The 19,127-nt window shown below is 65.9% G+C and carries 22 protein-coding genes; 15 read left to right on the forward strand and 7 right to left on the reverse strand.

Annotated features, from left to right (window positions below; translation table 11 throughout):
- Window positions 1-45 precede the first annotated feature (45 nt).
- Together ACM9HJ_RS10940 and ACM9HJ_RS10945 are read left to right on the forward strand one after the other, a co-directional pair.
- Window positions 46-237 carry a hypothetical protein gene (locus ACM9HJ_RS10940; RefSeq protein ID WP_416571760.1) on the forward strand — a complete coding sequence of 64 codons (192 nt, stop codon included), beginning with the start codon at window positions 46-48 and terminating at the stop codon, window positions 235-237.
- 142 nt (window positions 238-379) lie between these two features.
- Window positions 380-1,723 (forward strand): UDP-glucose dehydrogenase family protein, encoded by a 1,344-nt coding sequence (locus ACM9HJ_RS10945; RefSeq protein WP_416571761.1) that lies wholly within the window; start codon window positions 380-382, stop codon window positions 1,721-1,723.
- A 15-nt stretch (window positions 1,724-1,738) separates the two neighbouring features.
- Here the strand turns inward: ACM9HJ_RS10945 and ACM9HJ_RS10950 are convergent, their stop codons facing one another.
- Entirely contained in the window at window positions 1,739-2,488 is a 750-nt protein-coding gene (locus ACM9HJ_RS10950; protein ID WP_416571762.1) for an SDR family NAD(P)-dependent oxidoreductase, read from the reverse strand.
- 171 nt (window positions 2,489-2,659) lie between these two features.
- Here ACM9HJ_RS10950 and ACM9HJ_RS10955 point away from each other — a divergent pair, with 171 nt between their 5' ends.
- The 12 genes from ACM9HJ_RS10955 to ACM9HJ_RS11010 all read left to right on the forward strand — a co-directional run bounded on the left by ACM9HJ_RS10955 (window position 2,660) and on the right by ACM9HJ_RS11010 (window position 13,590).
- Complete coding sequence (locus tag ACM9HJ_RS10955) at window positions 2,660-3,547, forward strand: AraC family transcriptional regulator N-terminal domain-containing protein (RefSeq protein WP_416571763.1); 888 nt, start codon at window positions 2,660-2,662, stop codon at window positions 3,545-3,547.
- 170 nt (window positions 3,548-3,717) lie between these two features.
- Window positions 3,718-5,112, forward strand: coding sequence for a phosphoglucomutase/phosphomannomutase PgmG (pgmG, locus tag ACM9HJ_RS10960; protein ID WP_416571764.1), 1,395 nt, complete (start codon window positions 3,718-3,720; stop codon window positions 5,110-5,112).
- Between the two features lie 17 nt (window positions 5,113-5,129).
- Window positions 5,130-6,095: an AraC family transcriptional regulator gene (locus tag ACM9HJ_RS10965; RefSeq protein WP_416571765.1), complete on the forward strand. Its 966-nt coding sequence runs from the start codon at window positions 5,130-5,132 to the stop codon at window positions 6,093-6,095.
- A 23-nt stretch (window positions 6,096-6,118) separates the two neighbouring features.
- Window positions 6,119-6,526, forward strand: a complete 408-nt coding sequence (locus tag ACM9HJ_RS10970) for a DUF2000 family protein (protein ID WP_416571766.1) — start codon at window positions 6,119-6,121, stop codon at window positions 6,524-6,526.
- Between the two features lie 113 nt (window positions 6,527-6,639).
- Window positions 6,640-6,774 (forward strand): 50S ribosomal protein L34, encoded by a 135-nt coding sequence (rpmH, locus tag ACM9HJ_RS10975; protein WP_029013881.1) that lies wholly within the window; start codon window positions 6,640-6,642, stop codon window positions 6,772-6,774.
- A 10-nt stretch (window positions 6,775-6,784) separates the two neighbouring features.
- Complete coding sequence (gene rnpA / locus ACM9HJ_RS10980) at window positions 6,785-7,222, forward strand: ribonuclease P protein component (RefSeq protein ID WP_416571767.1); 438 nt, start codon at window positions 6,785-6,787, stop codon at window positions 7,220-7,222.
- Window positions 7,219-7,488: a membrane protein insertion efficiency factor YidD gene (gene yidD, locus ACM9HJ_RS10985; protein WP_416571768.1), complete on the forward strand. Its 270-nt coding sequence runs from the start codon at window positions 7,219-7,221 to the stop codon at window positions 7,486-7,488. The genes rnpA and yidD overlap by 4 nt, the downstream gene beginning before the upstream one ends.
- An 85-nt stretch (window positions 7,489-7,573) precedes the next feature.
- Complete coding sequence (gene yidC, locus ACM9HJ_RS10990) at window positions 7,574-9,304, forward strand: membrane protein insertase YidC (protein ID WP_416571769.1); 1,731 nt, start codon at window positions 7,574-7,576, stop codon at window positions 9,302-9,304.
- Between the two features lie 271 nt (window positions 9,305-9,575).
- Window positions 9,576-10,256, forward strand: coding sequence for a ribosome biogenesis GTP-binding protein YihA/YsxC (gene yihA / locus ACM9HJ_RS10995; RefSeq protein ID WP_416571770.1), 681 nt, complete (start codon window positions 9,576-9,578; stop codon window positions 10,254-10,256).
- A 327-nt stretch (window positions 10,257-10,583) separates the two neighbouring features.
- The gene (locus ACM9HJ_RS11000; RefSeq protein ID WP_416571771.1) at window positions 10,584-12,200 is read left to right on the forward strand and encodes a hypothetical protein; all 1,617 of its coding nucleotides are present in this window, start codon (window positions 10,584-10,586) and stop codon (window positions 12,198-12,200) included.
- Window positions 12,201-12,264: 64 nt separating this feature from the next.
- The gene (locus ACM9HJ_RS11005; RefSeq protein ID WP_416571772.1) at window positions 12,265-12,510 is read left to right on the forward strand and encodes a hypothetical protein; all 246 of its coding nucleotides are present in this window, start codon (window positions 12,265-12,267) and stop codon (window positions 12,508-12,510) included.
- Between the two features lie 114 nt (window positions 12,511-12,624).
- A complete protein-coding gene (locus ACM9HJ_RS11010; RefSeq protein ID WP_416571773.1) occupies window positions 12,625-13,590 on the forward strand; it encodes a glycosyltransferase family 2 protein in 966 nt (321 codons plus the stop codon).
- Between the two features lie 39 nt (window positions 13,591-13,629).
- Here ACM9HJ_RS11010 and ACM9HJ_RS11015 read toward each other — a convergent pair whose 3' ends face one another.
- Window positions 13,630-14,742: an acyl-CoA dehydrogenase family protein gene (locus ACM9HJ_RS11015; protein ID WP_416571774.1), complete on the reverse strand. Its 1,113-nt coding sequence runs from the start codon at window positions 14,740-14,742 to the stop codon at window positions 13,630-13,632.
- Between the two features lie 117 nt (window positions 14,743-14,859).
- Here ACM9HJ_RS11015 and ACM9HJ_RS11020 point away from each other — a divergent pair, with 117 nt between their 5' ends.
- Window positions 14,860-15,618 carry a winged helix-turn-helix transcriptional regulator gene (locus ACM9HJ_RS11020; RefSeq protein ID WP_416571775.1) on the forward strand — a complete coding sequence of 253 codons (759 nt, stop codon included), beginning with the start codon at window positions 14,860-14,862 and terminating at the stop codon, window positions 15,616-15,618.
- 6 nt (window positions 15,619-15,624) lie between these two features.
- On the opposite strand, the gene ACM9HJ_RS11025 is transcribed toward ACM9HJ_RS11020, so the two are convergent.
- From ACM9HJ_RS11025 to ACM9HJ_RS11045, 5 genes are read right to left on the reverse strand one after another with little or no spacing between them, the layout of a single operon-like run.
- On the reverse strand, window positions 15,625-15,924 hold the full coding sequence (locus ACM9HJ_RS11025; RefSeq protein WP_416571776.1) for a hypothetical protein: 300 nt from the start codon (window positions 15,922-15,924) through the stop codon (window positions 15,625-15,627).
- The gene (locus ACM9HJ_RS11030; RefSeq protein WP_416571777.1) at window positions 15,921-17,543 is read right to left on the reverse strand and encodes a cisplatin damage response ATP-dependent DNA ligase; all 1,623 of its coding nucleotides are present in this window, start codon (window positions 17,541-17,543) and stop codon (window positions 15,921-15,923) included. Before ACM9HJ_RS11030 ends, ACM9HJ_RS11025 begins: the two co-directional genes overlap by 4 nt.
- Window positions 17,543-18,565: a ligase-associated DNA damage response exonuclease gene (locus ACM9HJ_RS11035; RefSeq protein ID WP_416571778.1), complete on the reverse strand. Its 1,023-nt coding sequence runs from the start codon at window positions 18,563-18,565 to the stop codon at window positions 17,543-17,545. The genes ACM9HJ_RS11030 and ACM9HJ_RS11035 overlap by 1 nt, the downstream gene beginning before the upstream one ends.
- 13 nt (window positions 18,566-18,578) lie before the next feature.
- Window positions 18,579-18,860 carry a type II toxin-antitoxin system RelE/ParE family toxin gene (locus ACM9HJ_RS11040; RefSeq protein ID WP_416571779.1) on the reverse strand — a complete coding sequence of 94 codons (282 nt, stop codon included), beginning with the start codon at window positions 18,858-18,860 and terminating at the stop codon, window positions 18,579-18,581.
- Window positions 18,861-18,873: 13 nt separating this feature from the next.
- Entirely contained in the window at window positions 18,874-19,065 is a 192-nt protein-coding gene (locus ACM9HJ_RS11045) for a hypothetical protein (protein ID WP_416571780.1), read from the reverse strand.
- Between the last annotated feature and the right edge of the window lie 62 nt (window positions 19,066-19,127).

Below are 19,127 nucleotides of genomic sequence, written 5' to 3' on the forward strand. Positions count from 1 at the left end.
GGGGTGCATCATTTTGATGATAGGGCGCTAAGTTTGGGAGCTGCCATGGCAACCGTCGAGCTGCACCAGTTCGTCGAACAACTCTCAAATTTCTACACAGACGCCGAAGCACAGCTGTGGTTGCATATGCTTCACCCTATGCTGCCAGGGGCTCGACCTATCGATCTGCTCAATAATGGGCAGGAAGAAGCAGTGCTCGCCTTGATCAAGCGGCTGGAGCACGGCGCTTTCACCTGACTCAGGGTGCTGGAGTGCGATGTCAGCGTTGCACGGGGCCAGCGTCACGCGAACGCCGTGAAAGCGTCACAACGGCGCAAGACCCGGCGGGCCAGTTTGTGCTATGGCGTGACAGGGCTTTGTCCGTAAAGGGGGATTTCCGATGCGCATTGCCGTCATCGGCACCGGCTATGTCGGTCTCGTCTCAGGTGCCTGCTTTTCTGAATTCGGCGTGGATACGGTCTGCGTCGACAAGGACCAGGGCAAGATCGACCGGCTGTTGAAGGGGGAGATCCCCATTTACGAACCCGGCCTGGAAGCCCTGGTGGAAAAGAACGCCAAGGCCGGCCGCCTGTCCTTCACCAACGACCTGCCGACCGCCGTTGCCGGCGCCGACGCCGTGTTCATCGCCGTGGGTACCCCGTCGCGCCGTGGCGACGGCCATGCCGACCTGTCCTATGTCTATGCGGCGGCGGCGGAGATCGCGGCCGCCCTGGACCCCGACGACTACACCGTCATCGTCACCAAGAGCACGGTGCCGGTGGGCACGGGGCGCGAGGTGGCGCGCATCATCCGCAAGACCCGGCCGGAAGCCGATTTCGACGTGGCGTCCAACCCGGAATTCCTGCGCGAAGGCTCGGCCATCGAAGACTTCATGCGCCCCGACCGCGTGGTGATCGGCACCGACAGCGATCGGGCGCGCCAGGTGATGCGGGCGCTGTACCGCCCGCTGTTCCTGATCGAAACGCCGATGGTCTTCACCAGCCTGGAGACGTCGGAACTGATCAAATACGCCGCCAACACCTTCCTGGCCGCCAAGATCACCTTCATCAACGAGGTGGCGGATCTGTGCGAGAAGGTGGGGGCCGACGTGCATGATGTGGCCAAGGGCATCGGCCTGGATAACCGCATCGGCAAGAAGTTCCTGCATCCCGGTCCCGGCTATGGCGGTTCCTGCTTCCCCAAGGACACTTTGGCCCTGGTGAAGACCGCCCAGGATTACGGCTCCCCCCTGCGCATCATCGAAACCGTCGTCGACATCAATGACCGGCGCAAGAAGGCCATGGCGGATCGCGTCATCGCCGCCTGCGGCGGGTCGGTTCAGGGCAAACGCATCGGCGTGCTGGGTGTGACCTTCAAGCCCAATACCGACGACATGCGCGACGCCCCGGCGCTGGACATCATCCCCGCCCTGCAGGCGGCCGGCGCCACCGTGGCGGCCTATGACCCGGCCGGCATGCATGAGGCGGGCAGGATGCTGCCGGGTGTGGAATGGGCGGCCGATACCTATGCCGCGCTGGACGGGGCCGACTGTGCCCTGGTGCTGACGGAATGGAACGAGTTCCGCATGCTGAACCTGTCCCGCGTGCTGAAAGCCATGAAGGCGCCGGTGCTGGTCGATCTGCGCAACATCTTCAATCCGGAAGACGCGGAAATGGCCGGCTTCGCCTATCACAGCGTCGGCCGGCCGGGCCGCGTGAAGAAGGGGAAGGGTGAGGTACATTGAGGGGGTGACGCCCCCTCAAATCCCCTGGCCGCCCGACACCTCGATCCGCTGTGCCGTGACCCAGCGATTGGCGGGCGACAGCAGGGATGCGATCATCGGCCCGATATCGTCGGGCACGCCGACGCGGCCCAGTGCCGTCATGTCGGCGAAGAACTTGTTGAATTCCGGCGTGTCGCGCACGGCCCCGCCGAAGAAATCGGTCTCGATGGCGCCGGGTGCCACGATATTGACGGCAATGCCGCGGCCGCCCAGTTCCTTGGCCATATAGAGCGTCAGCGTCTCCATCGCGCCTTTCACGGCAGCATAGGCACCCCAGCCGGGGGCCGACACCCGCGTCAGGCCCGATGACAGGTTGACGATGCGCCCGCCATCGGCGATCAGGCCCAGCAAGGCTTGGGTCAGGAAGAACGGGCCCTTGAAATGCACATCGACCAGCTTGTCGAACTGCGCTTCGGTCGTCTCGGCGATCAGGGCATGGTCGCCATGGCCGGCATTGTTGACCAGATGGTCGAAACTGTCGCAGCCCCAGGTCCGGGACAGGGCGGTGCGCAGCCGCTCGGCGAATGCGGGGAAACTGGCGGCGGCGCCGACATCCAGCGGCAGGGCGACCGCCTTGCGGCCCAGCGCTTCGATCTCCGCGACGACCTTTTCCGCCTCGTCACTGCGGCTGTGATAGGTGATGATGATGTCGCCGCCGTTGCGGGCGACAGCGAGTGCCGTGTTGCGGCCCAGGCCGCGGCTGGCGCCGGTGATGAGCGTAATCATGATGCAACTCCTTCATTTTCCGGGGCTTTCCGTTGTGGTTCGCCCCGGTTGCCGATGAAGGGATTTATAAATCCGCCTGCCGGTCGCGTCGTTGCCGGAACCTGGGTGTTGTTTGCCTAATCCTCCAAAATTGTCTTTGCGCGAGCCCCGCGGATCGGCCAGGATCGGGGGATGAGTGACGCCCTTCTCCATGCCGTCCGGCACTATGTGGAGGCGCATGCCGACCAGACCGGCATCGCCCGTACCCCCGTTGCCGGCCTGACGACCATCCGGTCCACCACGCCCAGCGGGCTGGTCCATGCCGTCCAGCACCCGATCGTCTGTCTGGTCCTGCAGGGCACCAAGCAGGTGACGATGGGCGCGCGGACCTTCGGTTTCGGGGCCGGCGACAGCCTGCTGATCACTGCCGACGTGCCCATCGTCAGCCAGATCACCACGGCCAGCGCTGAAACCCCGTACATGTCCCTGGTGCTGGACCTGGACTTGGCCATCATCGCCGAACTGGCGGTGCAGATGGGGGCGGTGGGGGAGGGGGACGACGGTCCCGTCCGGGTCGATTCCACCGATGGGGAGGTGGCGGAGGTGGCGCTGCGCCTGATGCGGCTGCTGGACCGGCCGGCATCGGTGCCGGTGCTACACGCGTCCCTGGTGCGCGAACTGCATTACTGGCTGCTGTCCAGCAGCCATGGGCAGGCGATCCGCCGCCTGGGCTGGCCCGACAGCCATGCCAGCCGCGTGGCCCGTGCCGTTTCCCTGCTGCGGTCGGACTATGCGCAGCCGCTGCCGGTGGAAAGGCTGGCGGCGGTGGCGGGGATGAGCCCGTCCTCCTTCCACCAGCATTTCCGCACCGTCACCTCGCTGTCGCCCCTGCAGTTCCAGAAACAGTTGCGCCTGATCGAGGCGCGGCGGCGCATGCTGGCGGAAGGTTTGACGGTCAGCAGCGCCGCCTTTGCCGTGGGTTATGAAAGCGTGTCGCAGTTCACCCGCGAATATCGCCGCATGTTCGGCCAGCCGCCGGCGCGGGAGACGGAGGCGGTAAGGAACAAGACCGCAGCCTGAGGCGTTCTCACGGCTTGGGTGGCTGTCGGTAATGCCGGTGCCGCCACTACCTGCACGTGTTGATCCAGGCTACTCCTTCCGGGCCGTTCAACAGGCTGGCGGGCGGTCGCGGCTTGTGCTTTGCTGCGGCCATAAACCTCTTTAACCAACCCTTCTCAGGTGACGGAAACATGACCCTGGCGCATAATTTCCACCCCACGGTCCTGCGCGAATACGATATCCGCGGCATCATCGGAAAGACGCTGACGACCGACGACGCACGCGCCATCGGCCGCGGATTCGGCACCATGGTGGTGCGCGCCGGGGGCAAGAAGGTCGCCATCGGCTATGATGGCCGCCTGTCCTCGCCCGACCTGGAAGCAGCCGCCGTCGAAGGGCTGAAATCCACCGGCCTGCATGTGGTGCGCATCGGCCTGGGCCCGACGCCCATGCTGTATTTCACCACCCGCCATCTGAAGCTGGATGGCGGCGTGATGATCACCGGGTCGCACAATCCGCCGGATTATAACGGTTTCAAGATGATGCTGGGCAAGGCGCCGTTCTATGGCAGCCAGATCCTGGAAATCGGCAAGATCGCCGCCGCCGGCGATTTCGCCACCGGTGAAGGCACCGAAGAGACGCAGGACGTCCAGGACGCCTATGTCGACCGCCTGGCCCAGGATTATGACGGCACCCGCGACCTGAACGTGGTCTGGGACAATGGCAATGGTGCCGCCGGCGAGATCCTGCGCCGCCTGGTGAAGAAGCTGCCGGGCAAGCACACGCTGCTGTTCGATGATATCGACGGCAATTTCCCCAACCACCATCCCGACCCGACCATCCCGGAAAACCTTGAGGACATCATCCACAAGGTGGCCGAGCTGAAGGCCGACCTGGGCATCGCGTTCGACGGCGATGCCGATCGTATCGGTGCGGTGGATGAGAAGGGCCGTATCGTCTGGGGCGACCAGCTGGTGGCGATTTATTCCAAGGACGTGCTGAAGGCCCATCCCGGCGCCACCATCATCGCCGATGTGAAGGCCAGCCAGACCCTGTTCGACCAGATCACCAAGCTGGGCGGTACGCCGCTGATGTGGAAGACCGGCCATTCGCTGCTGAAGGCCAAGATGGCGGAGACCAACAGCCCGCTGGCCGGCGAGATGTCGGGCCATATCTTCTTCGCCGACAAATATTATGGCTTCGACGACGCGCTTTATTGCGGCGTCCGCCTGCTGGGTCTGGTGTCGCGCCATGGTGAGCTGTCGGCCCTGCGCGACGAGCTGCCCGAGGTGTTGAACACCCCGGAAATCCGTTTCCAGGTCAGCGAGGAGCGCAAGTTCGTCGCCGTGGACGAGATCAAGGCCCGCGCCAAGGAAGACGCCGCGGCGGAAGGGGCGGAGGTCAACGACATCGACGGTGTCCGCGTGAAGACCGCCGATGGCTGGTGGCTGCTGCGCGCGTCCAACACCCAGGACGTGCTGGTGGCCCGCGCCGAGGCCTTCAGTCCGGAAGGGCTGGAGCGCCTGAAGGCCACCATCAAGGGCCAGCTGGCCAAGAGCGGCATCGAAGCGCCGGCCGATTTCTGATGCGTACCGGGCGGGGGATGAGCATCTTGTCCCCCGCCGACCGCGTAGGTCAGGTCGAGCCGCAGGCGAGCCCTGACAGTATTGGCACTGTCGCTTGTCAGGGCTCGCCTGCGGCTCGACCTGACCTACGGTACCCCCCTGGAGATTGGGCCGACCTGCGGCGCGATGCCGAGACGGGGATCGAGAGCATCCGGGCCCATTTCACGGGTCATGCCTATGACATGCACGACCATGACGAATTGCTGCTGGGCGTCACCGAACAGGGTGTGCAGTCCTTCCGCTGCGGAAGGCAACAGGTGGTCAGCATCCCCGGCCGCGCCATCCTGATCGAACCCGGACAGCCCCATGATGGGCACAGCCCGGAACCGGCGGGTTTCACCTATCAGATGCTCTACCTGCCGCTCGCCTGGGTCCAGGCGAGCCGCGATACCCTGTCCGGGCCGCTGGCACCCTTGGGCTTTCGCCAGACGCTATGGGAGGATGCCGGGCTTTGCCACGACATCGCCGCCTCCTTCCGCGCCCTGCACGGGCGGGAGGGGCGGCTGGCCCGCGATCTGGCGCTGGATCGGCTGCTGGGCCGGCTGTGGCAGCCCGACCTGTGGCGCCAGGAACCGCATCCCGCATCCCGCCCCCATCGCGCCGCCCGCCGGGCACGCGACGCACTGCACGACCATATGGCAGATGATATCGGGCTGGAGGAACTGGCCGGTCTCTCCGGCATCGACCGTTTCCGCCTGCACCGGCAGTTCCGCGAGGCCTTCGGCCGCTCCCCGCATGCCTATCTGGTGCAGTTGCGGCTGAAGCGGGCCAAGGCGCTGCTGGCGGCGGGCGGGGCGCCGGCCGATGTTGCGGCATCGGTGGGGTTCGCCGACCAGAGCCATCTGGGCCGATGGTTCCGCCGCGCCTATGGCACGACACCCGCCACCTATCGGCAAATCTGCACAAACATTCCAGACGGCGACGGATTGGTGCCCGCATCCTGATCTCCCATCAACGGAGGGACAAGATGTTCGACACCAAGGTCGCCCTGATCATCCGCGACGATCTTCTGCCCTGGCAGCGGCTGAATGTGGCGGCTTTCCTGGCCAGTGGCATCGCGGCCGGCGCACCCGATGCGCTGGGGGAGCCTTACCGGGATGCGGCCGGCCTGGACTATGGCCGTATGCTGGGCCAGCCCATGCTGGTCTTCCAGGCGGGCCGGGACGGGCTGGCGCAGGCCGCACGGGTGGCACGCGAACGCGGGCTGTTGACCGTGCCCTATGTGGCGGGCATGTTCCGCACCGGCAATGACGCGGACAACCGCGCCTGCTTCCTGGCCGAGGACCCGGACGCTCCCGATTGGGTCGGTATCGGCCTGCTGGGCCCGAAGAAGGGTGTGGAGAAGGCCATCAAGGGCCTGTCGCTGCACCCCTGACGGCGTGCCAGGGTTGCAGGTGGGGCGCCGGAGCGTGGTTGACTCATCGACCCATCGCCACTATAAGCCACGCTTCGTTTTCGAATTCAGTATCCAATCCCGGAGTAAGTACCGTGAAGCGTCCTTTTCAGCCCTCCAAGATCGTGCGCGCCCGCCGTCATGGTTTCCGCGCCCGCATGGCCACTGTCGCGGGCCGTAACATCATCAACAAGCGCCGCGCCCAGGGCCGTAAGAAGCTGAGCGCCTGAGGATACCGGCATGGCGCCCCCCAAGCCTAAGGTGGGGCGCCTGACCAGACGGCCGGAATTCCTGGCCGTCGCGGGCGCCCGTCGCAAATGGGCCACGCCGGGTCTGATCGTTCAGGCCCGTGCCCATGATGAGCGACAGCACCCCAACGCCGGGGAGCCGGCGGTCCGAATCGGCCTGACAGCCAGCAAGAAGGTGGGGGGTGCTGTTGAACGCAACCGCGCCCGTCGTCGCCTGCGCGCGGCATTGGCCGAGGTGCTGGCGCCCAACGCCGCCCCCGGGCACGATCTCGTGCTGATCGCGCGGGCGGAAACGGTGCGCCGGCCCTATGCGGAGCTGAAGGCCGACCTGACCCAGGCGCTGAAGCGACTGAAGGTCTGGAAGGGCCAGAAGCCGGTCGCGGCCGAATCGGTACAGGCATCGGTGCCCAAGAAGGTGGATGAAGCATGAGCCCGGCGGCCTGGCTGCTCCGGGCTCTTGTGCTTTTCTACCGCTGGGTCGTGCGGCCGATGATGGGGCCCCCCCGTTGCAGATACTACCCCTCATGCTCACATTACGCGCTGGAGGCGCTGGCGGTGCATGGGGCTTTGCGGGGCGGTTGGCTGACCTTGCGGCGTCTGGGGCGCTGCCATCCCTGGGGCGGGGACGGGTATGATCCCGTGCCGCCCGCGCGTAACGGTCACGCGCGCGATGAGAAATGTTGCGGCGGGCATTGAACGCCCGCCGTTTTCATGTGACCAACCGGGCGCTCCCCGGTATGTAACGGGCCATTGAATTCGGCGGAACCTGGACCAAGCACCCATGACGGATCAGAAGAACCTTGTCCTGACCATCGTGATCTCCATCGCGATCCTGTTCGGGTTCCACTATTTCTACGAACGCCCGCGCCAGATGGCGTTGCAGGCCGAGGTCCAGCGCCAGCAGGCGCTGCAGGCCGAACAGGCGCCGCCGGCCATTCCCGGCACGGCGCCTGGCATCGGTGCCGATGGCGGCGTGCCCGCCGTGCGCGACCGCGCCGCGGTGCTGGCGGAGACGGGCCGTGTGGCGATCGCCACCCCCAGCCTGCACGGTTCCATCAACCTGCGCGGCGGTCGCGTCGATGACCTGACGCTGGCCAAATACAAGACCACCCCGGACTGGAACAGCCCGGAAGTCGTGCTGCTGGCCCCGGTGGGTACCGAGCATCCCTATTACGCCGAATTCGGCTGGGTCGCCGGCAATGCCGGTGAAGCCATCGCCCTGCCCAAGGCCGACACGGTCTGGACGGCCAGCGCCGACAAGCTGACCCCCGACACGCCCGTCACCCTGACCTGGGACAATGGCGCCGGTCTGGTGTTCGAGCGCACCTTCGCCATCGACACCAACTACATGTTCACGGTGACGCAGCGCGTGCGCAACGAGACGGGCGCGCCGGTGGCACTGAGCCCCTATGGCTTCGTGCAGCGCCGTGGCATGCCGAAGGTGGAGGGCACCTACGTCCTGCATGAGGGCCCGCTGGCCATCGTCGACGGCACCTTGAAGGAATACAAGTACAAGGACCTCAAGGAGGACGGGAAGACCATCGACCTGTCCAGCACCGGCGGCTGGATCGGCATCACCGACAAGTACTGGCTGGTCGGCCTGATCCCGGACCAGTCGGTGAAGACCGACATGCGCGTGCTGCACCAGAATGGCAGCGGCACCGACATCTACCAGATCGACTACAAGGCGCCGGCCGTGACCGTCGCGGCGGGTGCCTCGTCGGAGAGCAGCCACCGCCTGTTCGCGGGCGCCAAGATCGTCGGCCTGCTGAACGAGTATAACGACAAGCTGGGCATCGACAGCCTGGACTATGCCGTCGACTGGGGCTGGTTCTACTTCCTGACCAAGCCGTTCTTCCACGGCCTGGACTGGCTGGGCGTGACCATCGGCAATTTCGGCATCGCCATCCTGGTCTTCACCGTCTTCCTGCGCCTGGCCTTCTTCCCCATCGCGAACAAGCAGTACGAAGCGTTCGCGAAGATGAAGAAGCTCCAGCCGAAGATGGAGGAGCTGAAGAAGAAGTACGGCGACAACCGCGAACAGCTTTCCATGGAGACCATGAAGCTGTACCGGGAGGAGAAGGCCAATCCGCTGGCCGGCTGCTTGCCCATCCTGCTGCAGATCCCGGTGTTCTTCGCGCTGTACAAGGTTCTGTACGTCACCATCGAAATGCGCCATGCGCCCTTCTATGGCTGGATCCATGACCTGTCGGCCGTCGACCCGACCAACCTGTTCAACCTGTTCGGCCTGATCCCCTGGGCGCCGCCGACCTTCCTGCATATCGGTGTCTGGCCGCTGCTGATGGGTGCGACCATGTATTTGCAGCAGAAGATGAACCCGGCCAATCCGGACCCTGTGCAGCAGCGGGTGATGATGCTGCTGCCCTTCATCTTCACCTACATGATGGCCAGCTTCCCCGCCGGTCTGGTGATCTACTGGACCTGGTCGAACCTGCTGTCCATCGCCCAGCAATGGTTCATCATGCGCCGCATGGGTGTGAAGCCGACCTGATACGGTTCCCTCAGGCGCCGGGCGGCGGCTCCGCCGCCTTGGCTCACGCGGGCATGGGCCCGCGGGCCGGCGGTCGCCGGCCTGGGTGATAGGGTTGGTTCGTGTTTGAAGAAACGCTCCCGGCGACGGTCCGGGGGCGTTTCATCGTTTCATACCAACGGCACAAGCCGTTGGCGGCCGGCGACTGCCGGCCCGGCGCTCGTGCGCCGTAAGCCAAGCCGCCGGATGGCGGCGCCCGGCGCTTGAGGGCGCAAGTATAAGGAATTTTTCCATGGCCAAGCCGCTGACCATCACCCCCTCCCTCATGGGCGACCTGTCCGAGGCGGAGATCGAGGCCGGGCGGCTGTTGTTCGCCAAGGAATGCGACTTCTTCTGGGGGGCGGAGGCCGCGACCACCCTGCCGGAGGCCGTGCTGCCGGAAGTCTGCTTCGCCGGCCGGTCCAACGTGGGCAAGTCGTCGCTGGTCAATGCCCTGACCGGCCGCAAGACCCTGGCCCGCACCAGCCAGACACCGGGCCGCACCCAGCAGCTGAATTTCTTCAACCTGGGCCAGCGGCTGGTCATGGTGGACATGCCGGGTTACGGCTATGCCCAGGTGTCGAAGGAACGGTCGGCCGCCTGGGTTGATTTCATCAAGTCCTACCTGCGCGGCCGCGTCACGCTGAAGCGCTCGCTGGTGCTGGTCGATGCCCGCCATGGCTTGAAACCGCACGATATCGACATGATGAAGATGATGGACCAGACGGCCGTCGGCTATCAGATCGTGCTGACCAAGGCCGACACGTTGAAGCCCGGTGCCGTGGAGAAGATCCGCGAGCAGGTGGCCGTGGCCCTGAAGACCCATGGTGCCGCCCATCCGGAGGTGCTGGCCACCTCGTCCGAAACCGGCCTGGGCATTCCCGAACTGCGCGCCTTCCTGACCCGCCTGGCGGAACCGGTGCCGTTGGCCTGATCAGAAAAGTCCCGCCGGGATCAGGAGGGGGGCGGCCGGTGAACGAAGCCGTCCCCTTCCATGAATCCCGACGGGCGGGACCGGAACGCCATGGGGGCAGCGTCCGGCCCGGTCAGTGAAGCAGTGCTACGCCGCCCTGTAACGCAAGCGCCTTGCCAACCAGCCGGGGCCAGCAAATCCGCCATCGCCCCACCCATGAGCCAACCGGGACTGTCCGGAACCGGACAGTCATTGTCCGCGCGTGAACAGCGCCCGTGTGGATCGCCTTGATTGCGCCCGGATGCGGGCTTATCACCGGGACAGCTTAACCATCATCCCGGACCCTCCATGTCCCGAAGCCTGTCTCCCCGCACCCTGATCCTGGTGCTGCTGGCCGTTCTGCCCGTGCTGGTGGCCTTCTATTCGCTGACCCTGGGCCAGGACGGGAACTGGGACCTGCGCAATTACCATTGGTACAATGCCATGGCCTTCCTGGAGGGAAGGGAACTGGTGCAGGACGTGGCGCCGGCGCAGGTGGCCAGCTTCTACAATCCCACGCTGGACCTGCCGGTCTATTGGCTGGCGCAGTTCCTGCCGGCGCGCGTCGTGTCCTTCATCCTGTCCTGGGTGCAGGGGATGAACCTGGTGCCGCTGACAGGCATCGCCTGGCTGTTGCTGCCGGCACTGGCCGGCCGGCCACGGGCCCTGGCGTCGGTCGCACTGGCGCTGGTCTGCTTCCTGGGCGCCGGGCAGATGGGCCTGCTGGGCACCACCTTCTATGACAATGTCATCAGCCTGTTCGTGCTGGGCAGCGCCTGGCTGGTCATGGCGCGGGCCGATGATGTGTGGGCCGGGGTACCGGGGCGGGGGTTCCCGATCGTCTTCATCGCCGGTCTGCTGGTGGGATCGGCGGTCGGGCTGAAGCAGCCGACGCTGCCCTATGCCGTGGGCCTGTGCTTCGCCTTCCTGGCCGTCGCGGGCAGTTTCTGGCGGCGGATGTTCCTGTCCTTTTTCTTCGGCATCGGCGTCATCGCCGGCATGGCTTTGTTCTCCGGCCATTGGATGTGGCATCTCTGGTCGACATACCAGAACCCGCTGTTCCCCTATTTCAACGACTTCTTCAAGTCGCCCTGGGGCGTGCCGGAGGCCTATCGCGACGACAAGTTCCTGCCGCACGGGTTCTGGGAGAACCTGATCTTCCCCTATACCTGGACGATCGATCCCAAGAAGGTGGGGGAGATCATCTTCACCGACCTGCGGGTGCCGGTGATGGTGGTGGTCCTGCTGCTGACCCCGGTCCTGGCGCTGGCCGGGCGGTTTGCGGGCAAGCGGGAGGCTTTGGTGCCGCTCCGGCCGGCGCTCTATCTGCTGGTGGCGGGTGCCTTGACCTATCTGGCCTGGCTGAAGCTGTTCGCCATCTATCGCTACCTGATCCCGCTGGAGATGATGGCGCCGCTGGTCATGGTGGCCGCCATCGCGCTATGGCCGCTGCCGCGCCGGGCCAAGGGCATAGCCATCGTGGCCCTGCTGGCCCTGGTCACCGTGACGGCCCGGCCCGGCACCTGGGCGCGCATGCCGTTTTCGGACCGGTTCGTGGAGGTCTCCATCCCCGATCTGCCCAACCCTGATAACACCATCATCATCCAGACCGGCTATGCGCCCACCAGCTTCCTGGCCTATGGGTTTCCGAAGAATGTGCCGTTCCTGCGCATCCACAGCTATTTCATCCATCCCGACCATGGCGACATATTGCTGAACCGCGCCATGCATGGCCGCATCGACGCGCATGACGGGGATATCTTCTGGCTGGTCGCGCAATGGGAGATCTGGACAGCGGAACATATCCTGCCCTTCTACGGGCTGGCCGCCGACATGGATGATTGCGGGCTGGTGAAGTCCAACCTGGATGAACCGATGATGCTGTGCAGGTTGCGAAAGGTTCCTATTGTGCAAACCGATAAGTGATCCTGCACTTGGAAGCAGCCCCGACCTGCCCTACATTGCCAGGGTGCAGGTTGGGTGGCATTCTATGCAGATGGTCATGGATACGCATCGCGTGGTGAAGCGGCTGAAAGAGGCCGGGTTCACCGACATACAGGCCGAAGTGGTGACCGACGTCCTGCGGGATAGTCGGGAGGCAGGCCTTGAGTCACTGGTGACCAAGAGCTTTCTCAAGGCGGAAATGGCCGATTTCAAGGCCGACCTGCTTAAGTGGTTGCTGCCGATGATGATCGGCCAGGTCGCGCTGACCGCCACCCTGGTCAAGCTGCTCTGACATCCCCACCAGACCGGCGGACATGAAAGCGCCGCGTTTCCGCCGCAGCTTTCGCCGATTGTTCGTGTTATCTGTCTGAAATCCTATCCTTGTCCAACCGGACCCGATCATCCCATGTCCCTGACCGACAGCCTGACCCAGGCCGCCCCCCGCATCGCCGTGCTGGTGCCCTGCTATAACGAGGAAGCCTCGATCGAAGCCGTCGTGCGCGACTTCAAGGCGGCCCTGCCCACGTCCACCATCTATGTCTATGACAACAACTCCAAGGACCGCACCTCGGAGATCGCATCGGCGGCCGGGGCCGTGGTCCGGCGGGAGCCGTTGCAGGGCAAGGGCAATGTCGTGCGCCGCATGTTCGCCGACATCGAGGCCGACGTCTATGTCATGGTCGATGGCGACGACACCTATCACGCGCCCAGCGCATCCAAGCTGGTGGCCAAGCTGCTGGATGAGAAGCTGGACATGGTGAACGGTGCCCGCGTCACCGACTGGGAGACGTACCGCGCCGGCCACCGCCTGGGCAATGTCATGCTGACCACCCTGGTCACCATGGTGTTCGGCAAACGCACCGACGACCTGCTGTCGGGCTACCGCGTCTTTTCCCGCCGCTTCGTGAAAAGCTTCCCGGTCCTGGCCGGCGGGTTCGAGATCGAGACGGAACTGGTGGTGCATGCTTTGGAAATGAGCATGCCGCTGGGCGAGGTGGAAACGCCCTACAAGGACCGCGCCCCCGGCTCGGTCTCCAAGCTGTCCACCTTCCGCGACGGGTTCCGCATCCTGTGGATGATCGGTAAGCTGATCAAGGAGGAGCGGCCGATGCAGTCCTTCGGGCTGGTCGCCGTTCTGCTGGCCGTGATCTCGGTGATCATCACCGTGCCGCTGTTCATCACCTATTATGAGACCGGCCTGGTGCCACGCTTCCCCACGGCCGTGCTGGCCACGGGCCTGGGCCTGCTGTCCTTCCTGTCGCTGACCTGCGGCCTGATCCTGGACACGGTGACCCGTGGCCGGCGGGAGATGAAGCGCCTGCGCTATCTCCAGATCCCCGCACCGGATTTCGACAGCGGCTTTCTGAAGTGATCCAGGCGCGGACCGGGGTGACACCGGTCCGCATCCCCCTCACGCATCTATAGAAAGCCCCAGGGCCAGCCGACCGGACATCTCCGCCTGCGGGCGGGTGGTCAGCGGGTGGAAGCGCGTGCCCTGAATATCGCGGAACAGCCGCTCCAGCCCCGCTGCCCGCCGGAACCCGGCACCGCCCACGGCGTCCATGGCCTTGGTCACGCTGGCGATCATGCCGCGGGCGGCCAGGGTGCGGGCCTGGAAGATGGCATTGGTCGTCGCCGGCCCCGGCTTGGCGGTCACCGACAGGTGCTGCATCCGCTCCACCGCCATTGTGGCCAAGCTGAGTTCCGTTTCCATCTCCCCCACGGCGGCGATCAGATGCGGGTCCGGCTGCCTGCCGGCCAGCATGGACAGGGCCTTGTCCCGTGCCGCCAGCGCCACGCCCAGATATGCCGAATAGACCAGCGGGAAGGCCACCATGCTGATGATGTGGAACAAAGGGTGCCAGGGGCCGGAGGGGCGGCGGCCGGATACAGCCCCGTCGGCCAGGAAGAACCCGTCCAGCACGACATCGTGCGAACCGGTGCCACGCATGCCCATGGCCTGCCAGCAAGGCTCGATCCGCACGCCGTCCGCCTTCATCGGGACCGCGAAATGCAGGACCTGGGGCCCGCCCTCGGCATCGGCATCGACGGCGCAGGTCAGCAGCAGGTCGCCGGCCGGCGCGCCGCTGGCGAAGACCTTGCGGCCATGGATGCGATAGCCTCCTTCCACCCGCTCCGCCCGCCCCGACCCTTGCAGCCAGTCCGACCCGCCGCTGGACATCAGCAGCACCCTGTCCTGGGCCACACGGGTCAGCAGCGGCCCCGTCGGTGCCGCCACATGGCGCAGGCGCCAGGCGGCGGCGGCCACCTGGTGGGTATGCATGGAGAACCACAGGGCGGTGGACCCGCAATGCCGGCCCAGTTCCGTCAGCATGGCGCCCAGTTCCGCCCCATCGGCCCCGCCGCCGCCCAACTCGCGCGGCACGCCCGCCGCCAACAGGGGGGAGGCCTTCAGCGCCGCCGCATTCTCCAGGGCGAAACCGTCGGTCTCGTCCATCTCCGCGCTGCGCAAGGCGAAGGTCTGGCCCAGGTTCCGCGCCGTTTCAATCAAATCGCTCGTCATGTCATCGCCTGTTTGGATCGGGTTTCCGTCTTTCGGGGATGCCCTTAATCCAGCGCGACAAAGCGACGCGCTCAAGTACAATGAATGGACCGTCACGGCCCCAGGAAAGCCGCCCCCATGAGCTATGGCCAGTTCTGTCCCGTTTCCAAGGCGGCGGAGATTTTCGCCACCCGCTGGACACCGCTGATCCTGCGCGAACTGATGCTGGGCAGTACGCGGTTCAACGATATCCATCGCGGCTTGCCGCTGATATCCCGCACCCTGCTGGCGCAGCGCCTGCGGGAGCTGGAGCGGGCCGGCGTGGTGCGGGCCGAACGCCGCCCGCGCGGCCATGACTGGCTGCTGACGGAGGCGGGCGACGCCTTCCGCCCGATGGTGGAGGGGCTGCATCTCTGGGGCCGGCGCTGGGGGCGCGGCCTGCCGACCCAGGATGACATGGACCCGCGGCTGCTGATGTGGGACATCCACCGCAAGGTACGGCTGGACCGGGTGCCACCGGGCCGGCACGTGCTGCGCTTCCATTTCAAGGGATTGCCGCGGCAATTCACCGCCGTGCGCCGCGTCTGGCTGGTGCTGACCCCGGCCGATGCCGATGTCTGCCACCAGGACCCGGGCTATCCCGTGACGCTGGGGGTGGAGGTGGATGTCGGCCTGATGTGCCGGCTATGGATGGGGTACGAGGCCTGGGAAGAGGCGCTGCGCCGCAGTGCCGTGCAGTTCGATGGCGACCGGGAGGCGGCGCGGCTGCTGCCTGACTGGCTGGATCTGGCGGAACGCCGGGCGCGGGCGGATGACCACCTGCCCCTGACGCCAGCCCCGCCGCGCGCCACTGATCGCCCGGTTTCGGCGCTGTCGCCGGCGGAAGCCCCAGCCTGATCGGGATTATTTCTGTACGGCTTCCTCGGCTGCCTTCTTCTCGCGGAAGGCGGCGCGTTCCTCATCGACCCGCTTTTCGTCGGCGATGGCCTCGTCGTTGGTCATCAGCCTGGGGAAGACGGTGATGGTCTTGTCCTCCAGCTTGAAATAGCCCATGCCGATGCCGGCGATCCATGTCGGGATGACCAGCGCGCCGACGCAGGCGGCCAGGATGCCGAACAGGCGGGTCTTGTTGCGCCCCATTCTCATGCGGCGGCCGGTCTCGTCCGATATGGGTTCGGCCGAATAGGCCCGTTTCAGCTTCATGTCCCCACCATCCTTTCCAAAACCTCCAGCCGGTCGGCCTCTGCCGCCGGCTTGTCCCAGCGCAGCCGCGCAATGCGGGGAAAACGCATGGCGATGCCGCTCTTGTGCCGTGTCGAGCGGTGGACGCTGTCGAATGCCACCTCGAACACCAGACCGGGCGCCACCTCCCGCACGGGACCGAAGCGGTTGGTGGTATGGTTGCGCACCCAGCGGTCGATCTCCACCAGTTCCGCATCGGTGAAGCCGAAATAGGCCTTGCCGACCGGCACCAGTTCCCCGCCAGCATTCGGCTCACCCCGCCAGGCGCCGAACGTGTAGTCGCTGTAGAAGCTGGATCGCTTGCCATGCCCGCGCTGGGCGTACATCAGCACGCAATCCGCCGTCAACGGTCCGCGCTTCCATTTGAACCAGGGCCCCTTGGGCCGGCCGCCGATATAGGGGCTGTCGCCCCGCTTCAGCATCAACCCCTCGATGGCGCCATCCTCCACGCCTGTGTCACGGGCCGACAGGCGCAGGCGGGAAAGGTGATCCCAATTATCGAAGGGGACAAGGGGTGACAGGTCCATGCCCGCCGGCCGGGTGCGGTCAAACCAGGCTTCCAGCCGTGCGCGGCGCGCGTCGAAGGGCAGGGCGCGCAGATCCTCGCTCCCGTCGAACAGCATGTCGTAGAGCCGGACCCAGGCGGGATAGTCCTTCAGCATCGCCGCCGTCACCCGCTTGCGGTTCAGGCGCTGCTGAAGGTCGTTGAAGGGGGCGATGCGCCCGTCACGGTGGACCAGCAATTCTCCATCCAGGACGGCGTGGAAGCCCATATGACCGGCCACATCGGGGAATGCCGCCGCGATCTCATCGCCCGTGCGGCTGTAGATGCGGGCCAGATCGGGCGTGCCGCGCGCCACCAGTTGCACGCGGATGCCGTCCCATTTCCACTCCGCGCGGAAATCGGTGGGGTCCAGCGCCTCGATATCCCCTTCCTCCAGCGGATGTGCCAGCATCATCGGCCGGAACCCGCCCGTCTCCCCCACGCCCGGTTTCTCCGACTGACCGGTCAGCCAGTCGAACAGGGGCGTGAAGGGCGGGGACAGCCCGTGCCACAGCTCTTCCACCTGTTCCAGTTCGACAATGGTGCCGTTCAGCACGGCCCAATCAACCAGGGCGGTGCGGGCCAGCCGCGCCGACACGCCAACCCGCATCCCGCCGGTGATCAGCTTCAGCAGCGCCCAGCGCCCCGTGGCGTCCAGCACATCCAACCAGCCGGCCAGCAGGTCCGGCACCGCCCGCCGCTTGGCGGCTGCCAGCCCCTCCACCACCTCCGCCAATCCCGGCGGGGGGCGGTTCAGGCCGGGCGGGGCAGGCCAGATCAGGGCCACGGTTTCCGCCAGATCGCCCACGAAATCATAGGACCAGCCGAACAGGGCCGGGTCGACGCGGGTGGCGACCAGTTCGCGGATCATCGCCGGCTTGGCGGCATTGAAGGACAGATCGCCGGTCAGGGCCGCCAGCCCATAGCCGCGGTCGGGATCGGGTGTGGAAGCCAGATAATCGGCGATCAGCCGCAGCTTGCCATTGCGCGACGGCATATAGGCGAGCGCGTCCAGCAGGGCGGCGAAGCGCTGCATCACTCCTCCTCCCCGAAACCGACCAGATGCAGGGGCTTGGCCTTCACCCCCTGGCCGGTGGCCCAATGGACCAGGGCCTCCTCGCTGCCATGGGTGACCCACAGCTCACCGGGCGCCACATCCCGCACCGTCTGGCACAGTTCGTCCCAATCGGCATGGTCGGACACGATCAGCGGCAGTTCGATCCCGTGCTGGCGGGCCCTGGCCCGCACCCGCATCCAGCCCGACGCATAGGCCGGCAGCGGGTCCGGCATCCGGCGCAGCCATTTGTCGGCCATCGCCGATGGCGGGGCCAGGACGATGCCGCCGCGCATCTCGGCCCCGTCGACAATGGTGGCGGGGCGCAACTCCCCCAGTTCCACCCCCTGCTCCCGATACAGCTCGCACAGCGGCAGGTGGGCACCATGCAGATAGAGCGGCCGGTCATAGCCCGCCCGTCGCAGCTCCGCGATCAGCCGCTGGCACTTGCCCAGGGCGTAGCAGCCGACGACGATGGTGCGCTCTGGAAACAGAGCCAACGTATGCAGCAGCCTTGCGATCTCGCCTTCCACCGGGGGATGGCGAAACACCGGCAATCCAAAGGTTGCCTCGGTGATGAAGGCATCGCATTGCACCGGCTCGAACGGGTCGCAGGTGGGATCAGGGCGGCGTTTATAGTCGCCCGACACCACCACCCGGCTGCCACGCCAATCCAGCACCACCTGGGCCGACCCCAGCACATGCCCGGCCGGCACCAGGGTCACCGTGACCTCGCCGATGCGGATGGGTTGGTGATAGGGCAGGAGATGCTGTGACAACCCCGCCCCGTCACCCAGCCTTGCCCGCATGATGGCCAGCGTGCCGGACGTGGCCAGGACCTTGGCATGCCCCGGCCGCGCATGGTCGGAATGGCCATGGGTGATCACCGCACGCTCGACCGCCCGGGTCGGGTCGACATGGAACCCGCCCGGCTCCACCCACAGGCCCCCGCCCCGTTCGGGCGGGCAGGGGGTGACCCAGCTGTCGGGTGCTGGAATGGTCATGGGCTCTCCGGCCTTATGAGGATGGCGTTCGATCCTGCGCGCCGTGCCAGACACGAAGGATGCGTACATCCTCGCCCGGCACGTCATAGACCAACACATAGGGATGGACGACGGCCAGTTCACGACAGCCATTTGGCTGCGCTTTGCCGCGTTTGGGGAAGGTAATCAAGCTGTTGCCGGCGGCCAGCAACCTGCTGGCCATTCTGTCACCAGCCATGGGATTGAACTGGTCGATATAGGCGACGTGGCCCATCAGGTCCGCGATCGTCTCGTCGGTCCAGATCACAATGGCCATGGAACAGCCTGACTCATTCGGGCTTCTTCAGCGTGTGGGAATAAGGCGGTGGGGGCCGTTCGCCATTGGCCATGCGCTGCAGCCATTCGGCCACCACCTCATGCGGCACGATCCGCCCGGCGGCGACATCGGCGCGTGCTTCGGCGATCGCGCGGGCCTTCCGCGTCTCATCCACCTGATCGAAGATCGATTCCGCCTGTTCCATACGGAAAATATCGCACCGACCGCATGCCCCGGCAAGTCATAGGCCGCATCCAAGGTCAGTTG

It is taken from the genome of Niveispirillum sp. KHB5.9, from assembly GCF_048066115.1.
Lineage (GTDB): Bacteria > Pseudomonadota > Alphaproteobacteria > Azospirillales > Azospirillaceae > Niveispirillum.

Bases quoted from the DNA above. Each gene is read 5' to 3' on its own strand.
- ACM9HJ_RS11010 (WP_416571773.1), top strand. From the start codon at position 12,625: ATGTCCCTGACCGACAGCCTGACCCAGGCCGCCCCCCGCATCGCCGTG.
- yidC (WP_416571769.1), top strand. From the start codon at position 7,574: ATGACGGATCAGAAGAACCTTGTCCTGACCATCGTGATCTCCATCGCG.
- ACM9HJ_RS10945 (WP_416571761.1), top strand. From the start codon at position 380: ATGCGCATTGCCGTCATCGGCACCGGCTATGTCGGTCTCGTCTCAGGT.
- rnpA (WP_416571767.1), top strand. From the start codon at position 6,785: ATGGCGCCCCCCAAGCCTAAGGTGGGGCGCCTGACCAGACGGCCGGAA.
- ACM9HJ_RS11015 (WP_416571774.1), bottom strand. From the start codon at position 14,742: ATGACGAGCGATTTGATTGAAACGGCGCGGAACCTGGGCCAGACCTTC.
- yidD (WP_416571768.1), top strand. From the start codon at position 7,219: ATGAGCCCGGCGGCCTGGCTGCTCCGGGCTCTTGTGCTTTTCTACCGC.
- ACM9HJ_RS11035 (WP_416571778.1), bottom strand. From the start codon at position 18,565: ATGACCATTCCAGCACCCGACAGCTGGGTCACCCCCTGCCCGCCCGAA.
- ACM9HJ_RS11030 (WP_416571777.1), bottom strand. From the start codon at position 17,543: ATGCAGCGCTTCGCCGCCCTGCTGGACGCGCTCGCCTATATGCCGTCG.
- ACM9HJ_RS10970 (WP_416571766.1), top strand. From the start codon at position 6,119: ATGTTCGACACCAAGGTCGCCCTGATCATCCGCGACGATCTTCTGCCC.
- ACM9HJ_RS11020 (WP_416571775.1), top strand. From the start codon at position 14,860: ATGAGCTATGGCCAGTTCTGTCCCGTTTCCAAGGCGGCGGAGATTTTC.
- yihA (WP_416571770.1), top strand. From the start codon at position 9,576: ATGGCCAAGCCGCTGACCATCACCCCCTCCCTCATGGGCGACCTGTCC.
- ACM9HJ_RS10940 (WP_416571760.1), top strand. From the start codon at position 46: ATGGCAACCGTCGAGCTGCACCAGTTCGTCGAACAACTCTCAAATTTC.
- ACM9HJ_RS11040 (WP_416571779.1), bottom strand. From the start codon at position 18,860: ATGGCCATTGTGATCTGGACCGACGAGACGATCGCGGACCTGATGGGC.
- pgmG (WP_416571764.1), top strand. From the start codon at position 3,718: ATGACCCTGGCGCATAATTTCCACCCCACGGTCCTGCGCGAATACGAT.
- ACM9HJ_RS11025 (WP_416571776.1), bottom strand. From the start codon at position 15,924: ATGAAGCTGAAACGGGCCTATTCGGCCGAACCCATATCGGACGAGACC.
- ACM9HJ_RS11000 (WP_416571771.1), top strand. From the start codon at position 10,584: ATGTCCCGAAGCCTGTCTCCCCGCACCCTGATCCTGGTGCTGCTGGCC.
- ACM9HJ_RS10965 (WP_416571765.1), top strand. From the start codon at position 5,130: ATGAGCATCTTGTCCCCCGCCGACCGCGTAGGTCAGGTCGAGCCGCAG.
- ACM9HJ_RS10950 (WP_416571762.1), bottom strand. From the start codon at position 2,488: ATGATTACGCTCATCACCGGCGCCAGCCGCGGCCTGGGCCGCAACACG.
- ACM9HJ_RS11045 (WP_416571780.1), bottom strand. From the start codon at position 19,065: ATGGAACAGGCGGAATCGATCTTCGATCAGGTGGATGAGACGCGGAAG.
- ACM9HJ_RS11005 (WP_416571772.1), top strand. From the start codon at position 12,265: ATGCAGATGGTCATGGATACGCATCGCGTGGTGAAGCGGCTGAAAGAG.
- ACM9HJ_RS10955 (WP_416571763.1), top strand. From the start codon at position 2,660: ATGAGTGACGCCCTTCTCCATGCCGTCCGGCACTATGTGGAGGCGCAT.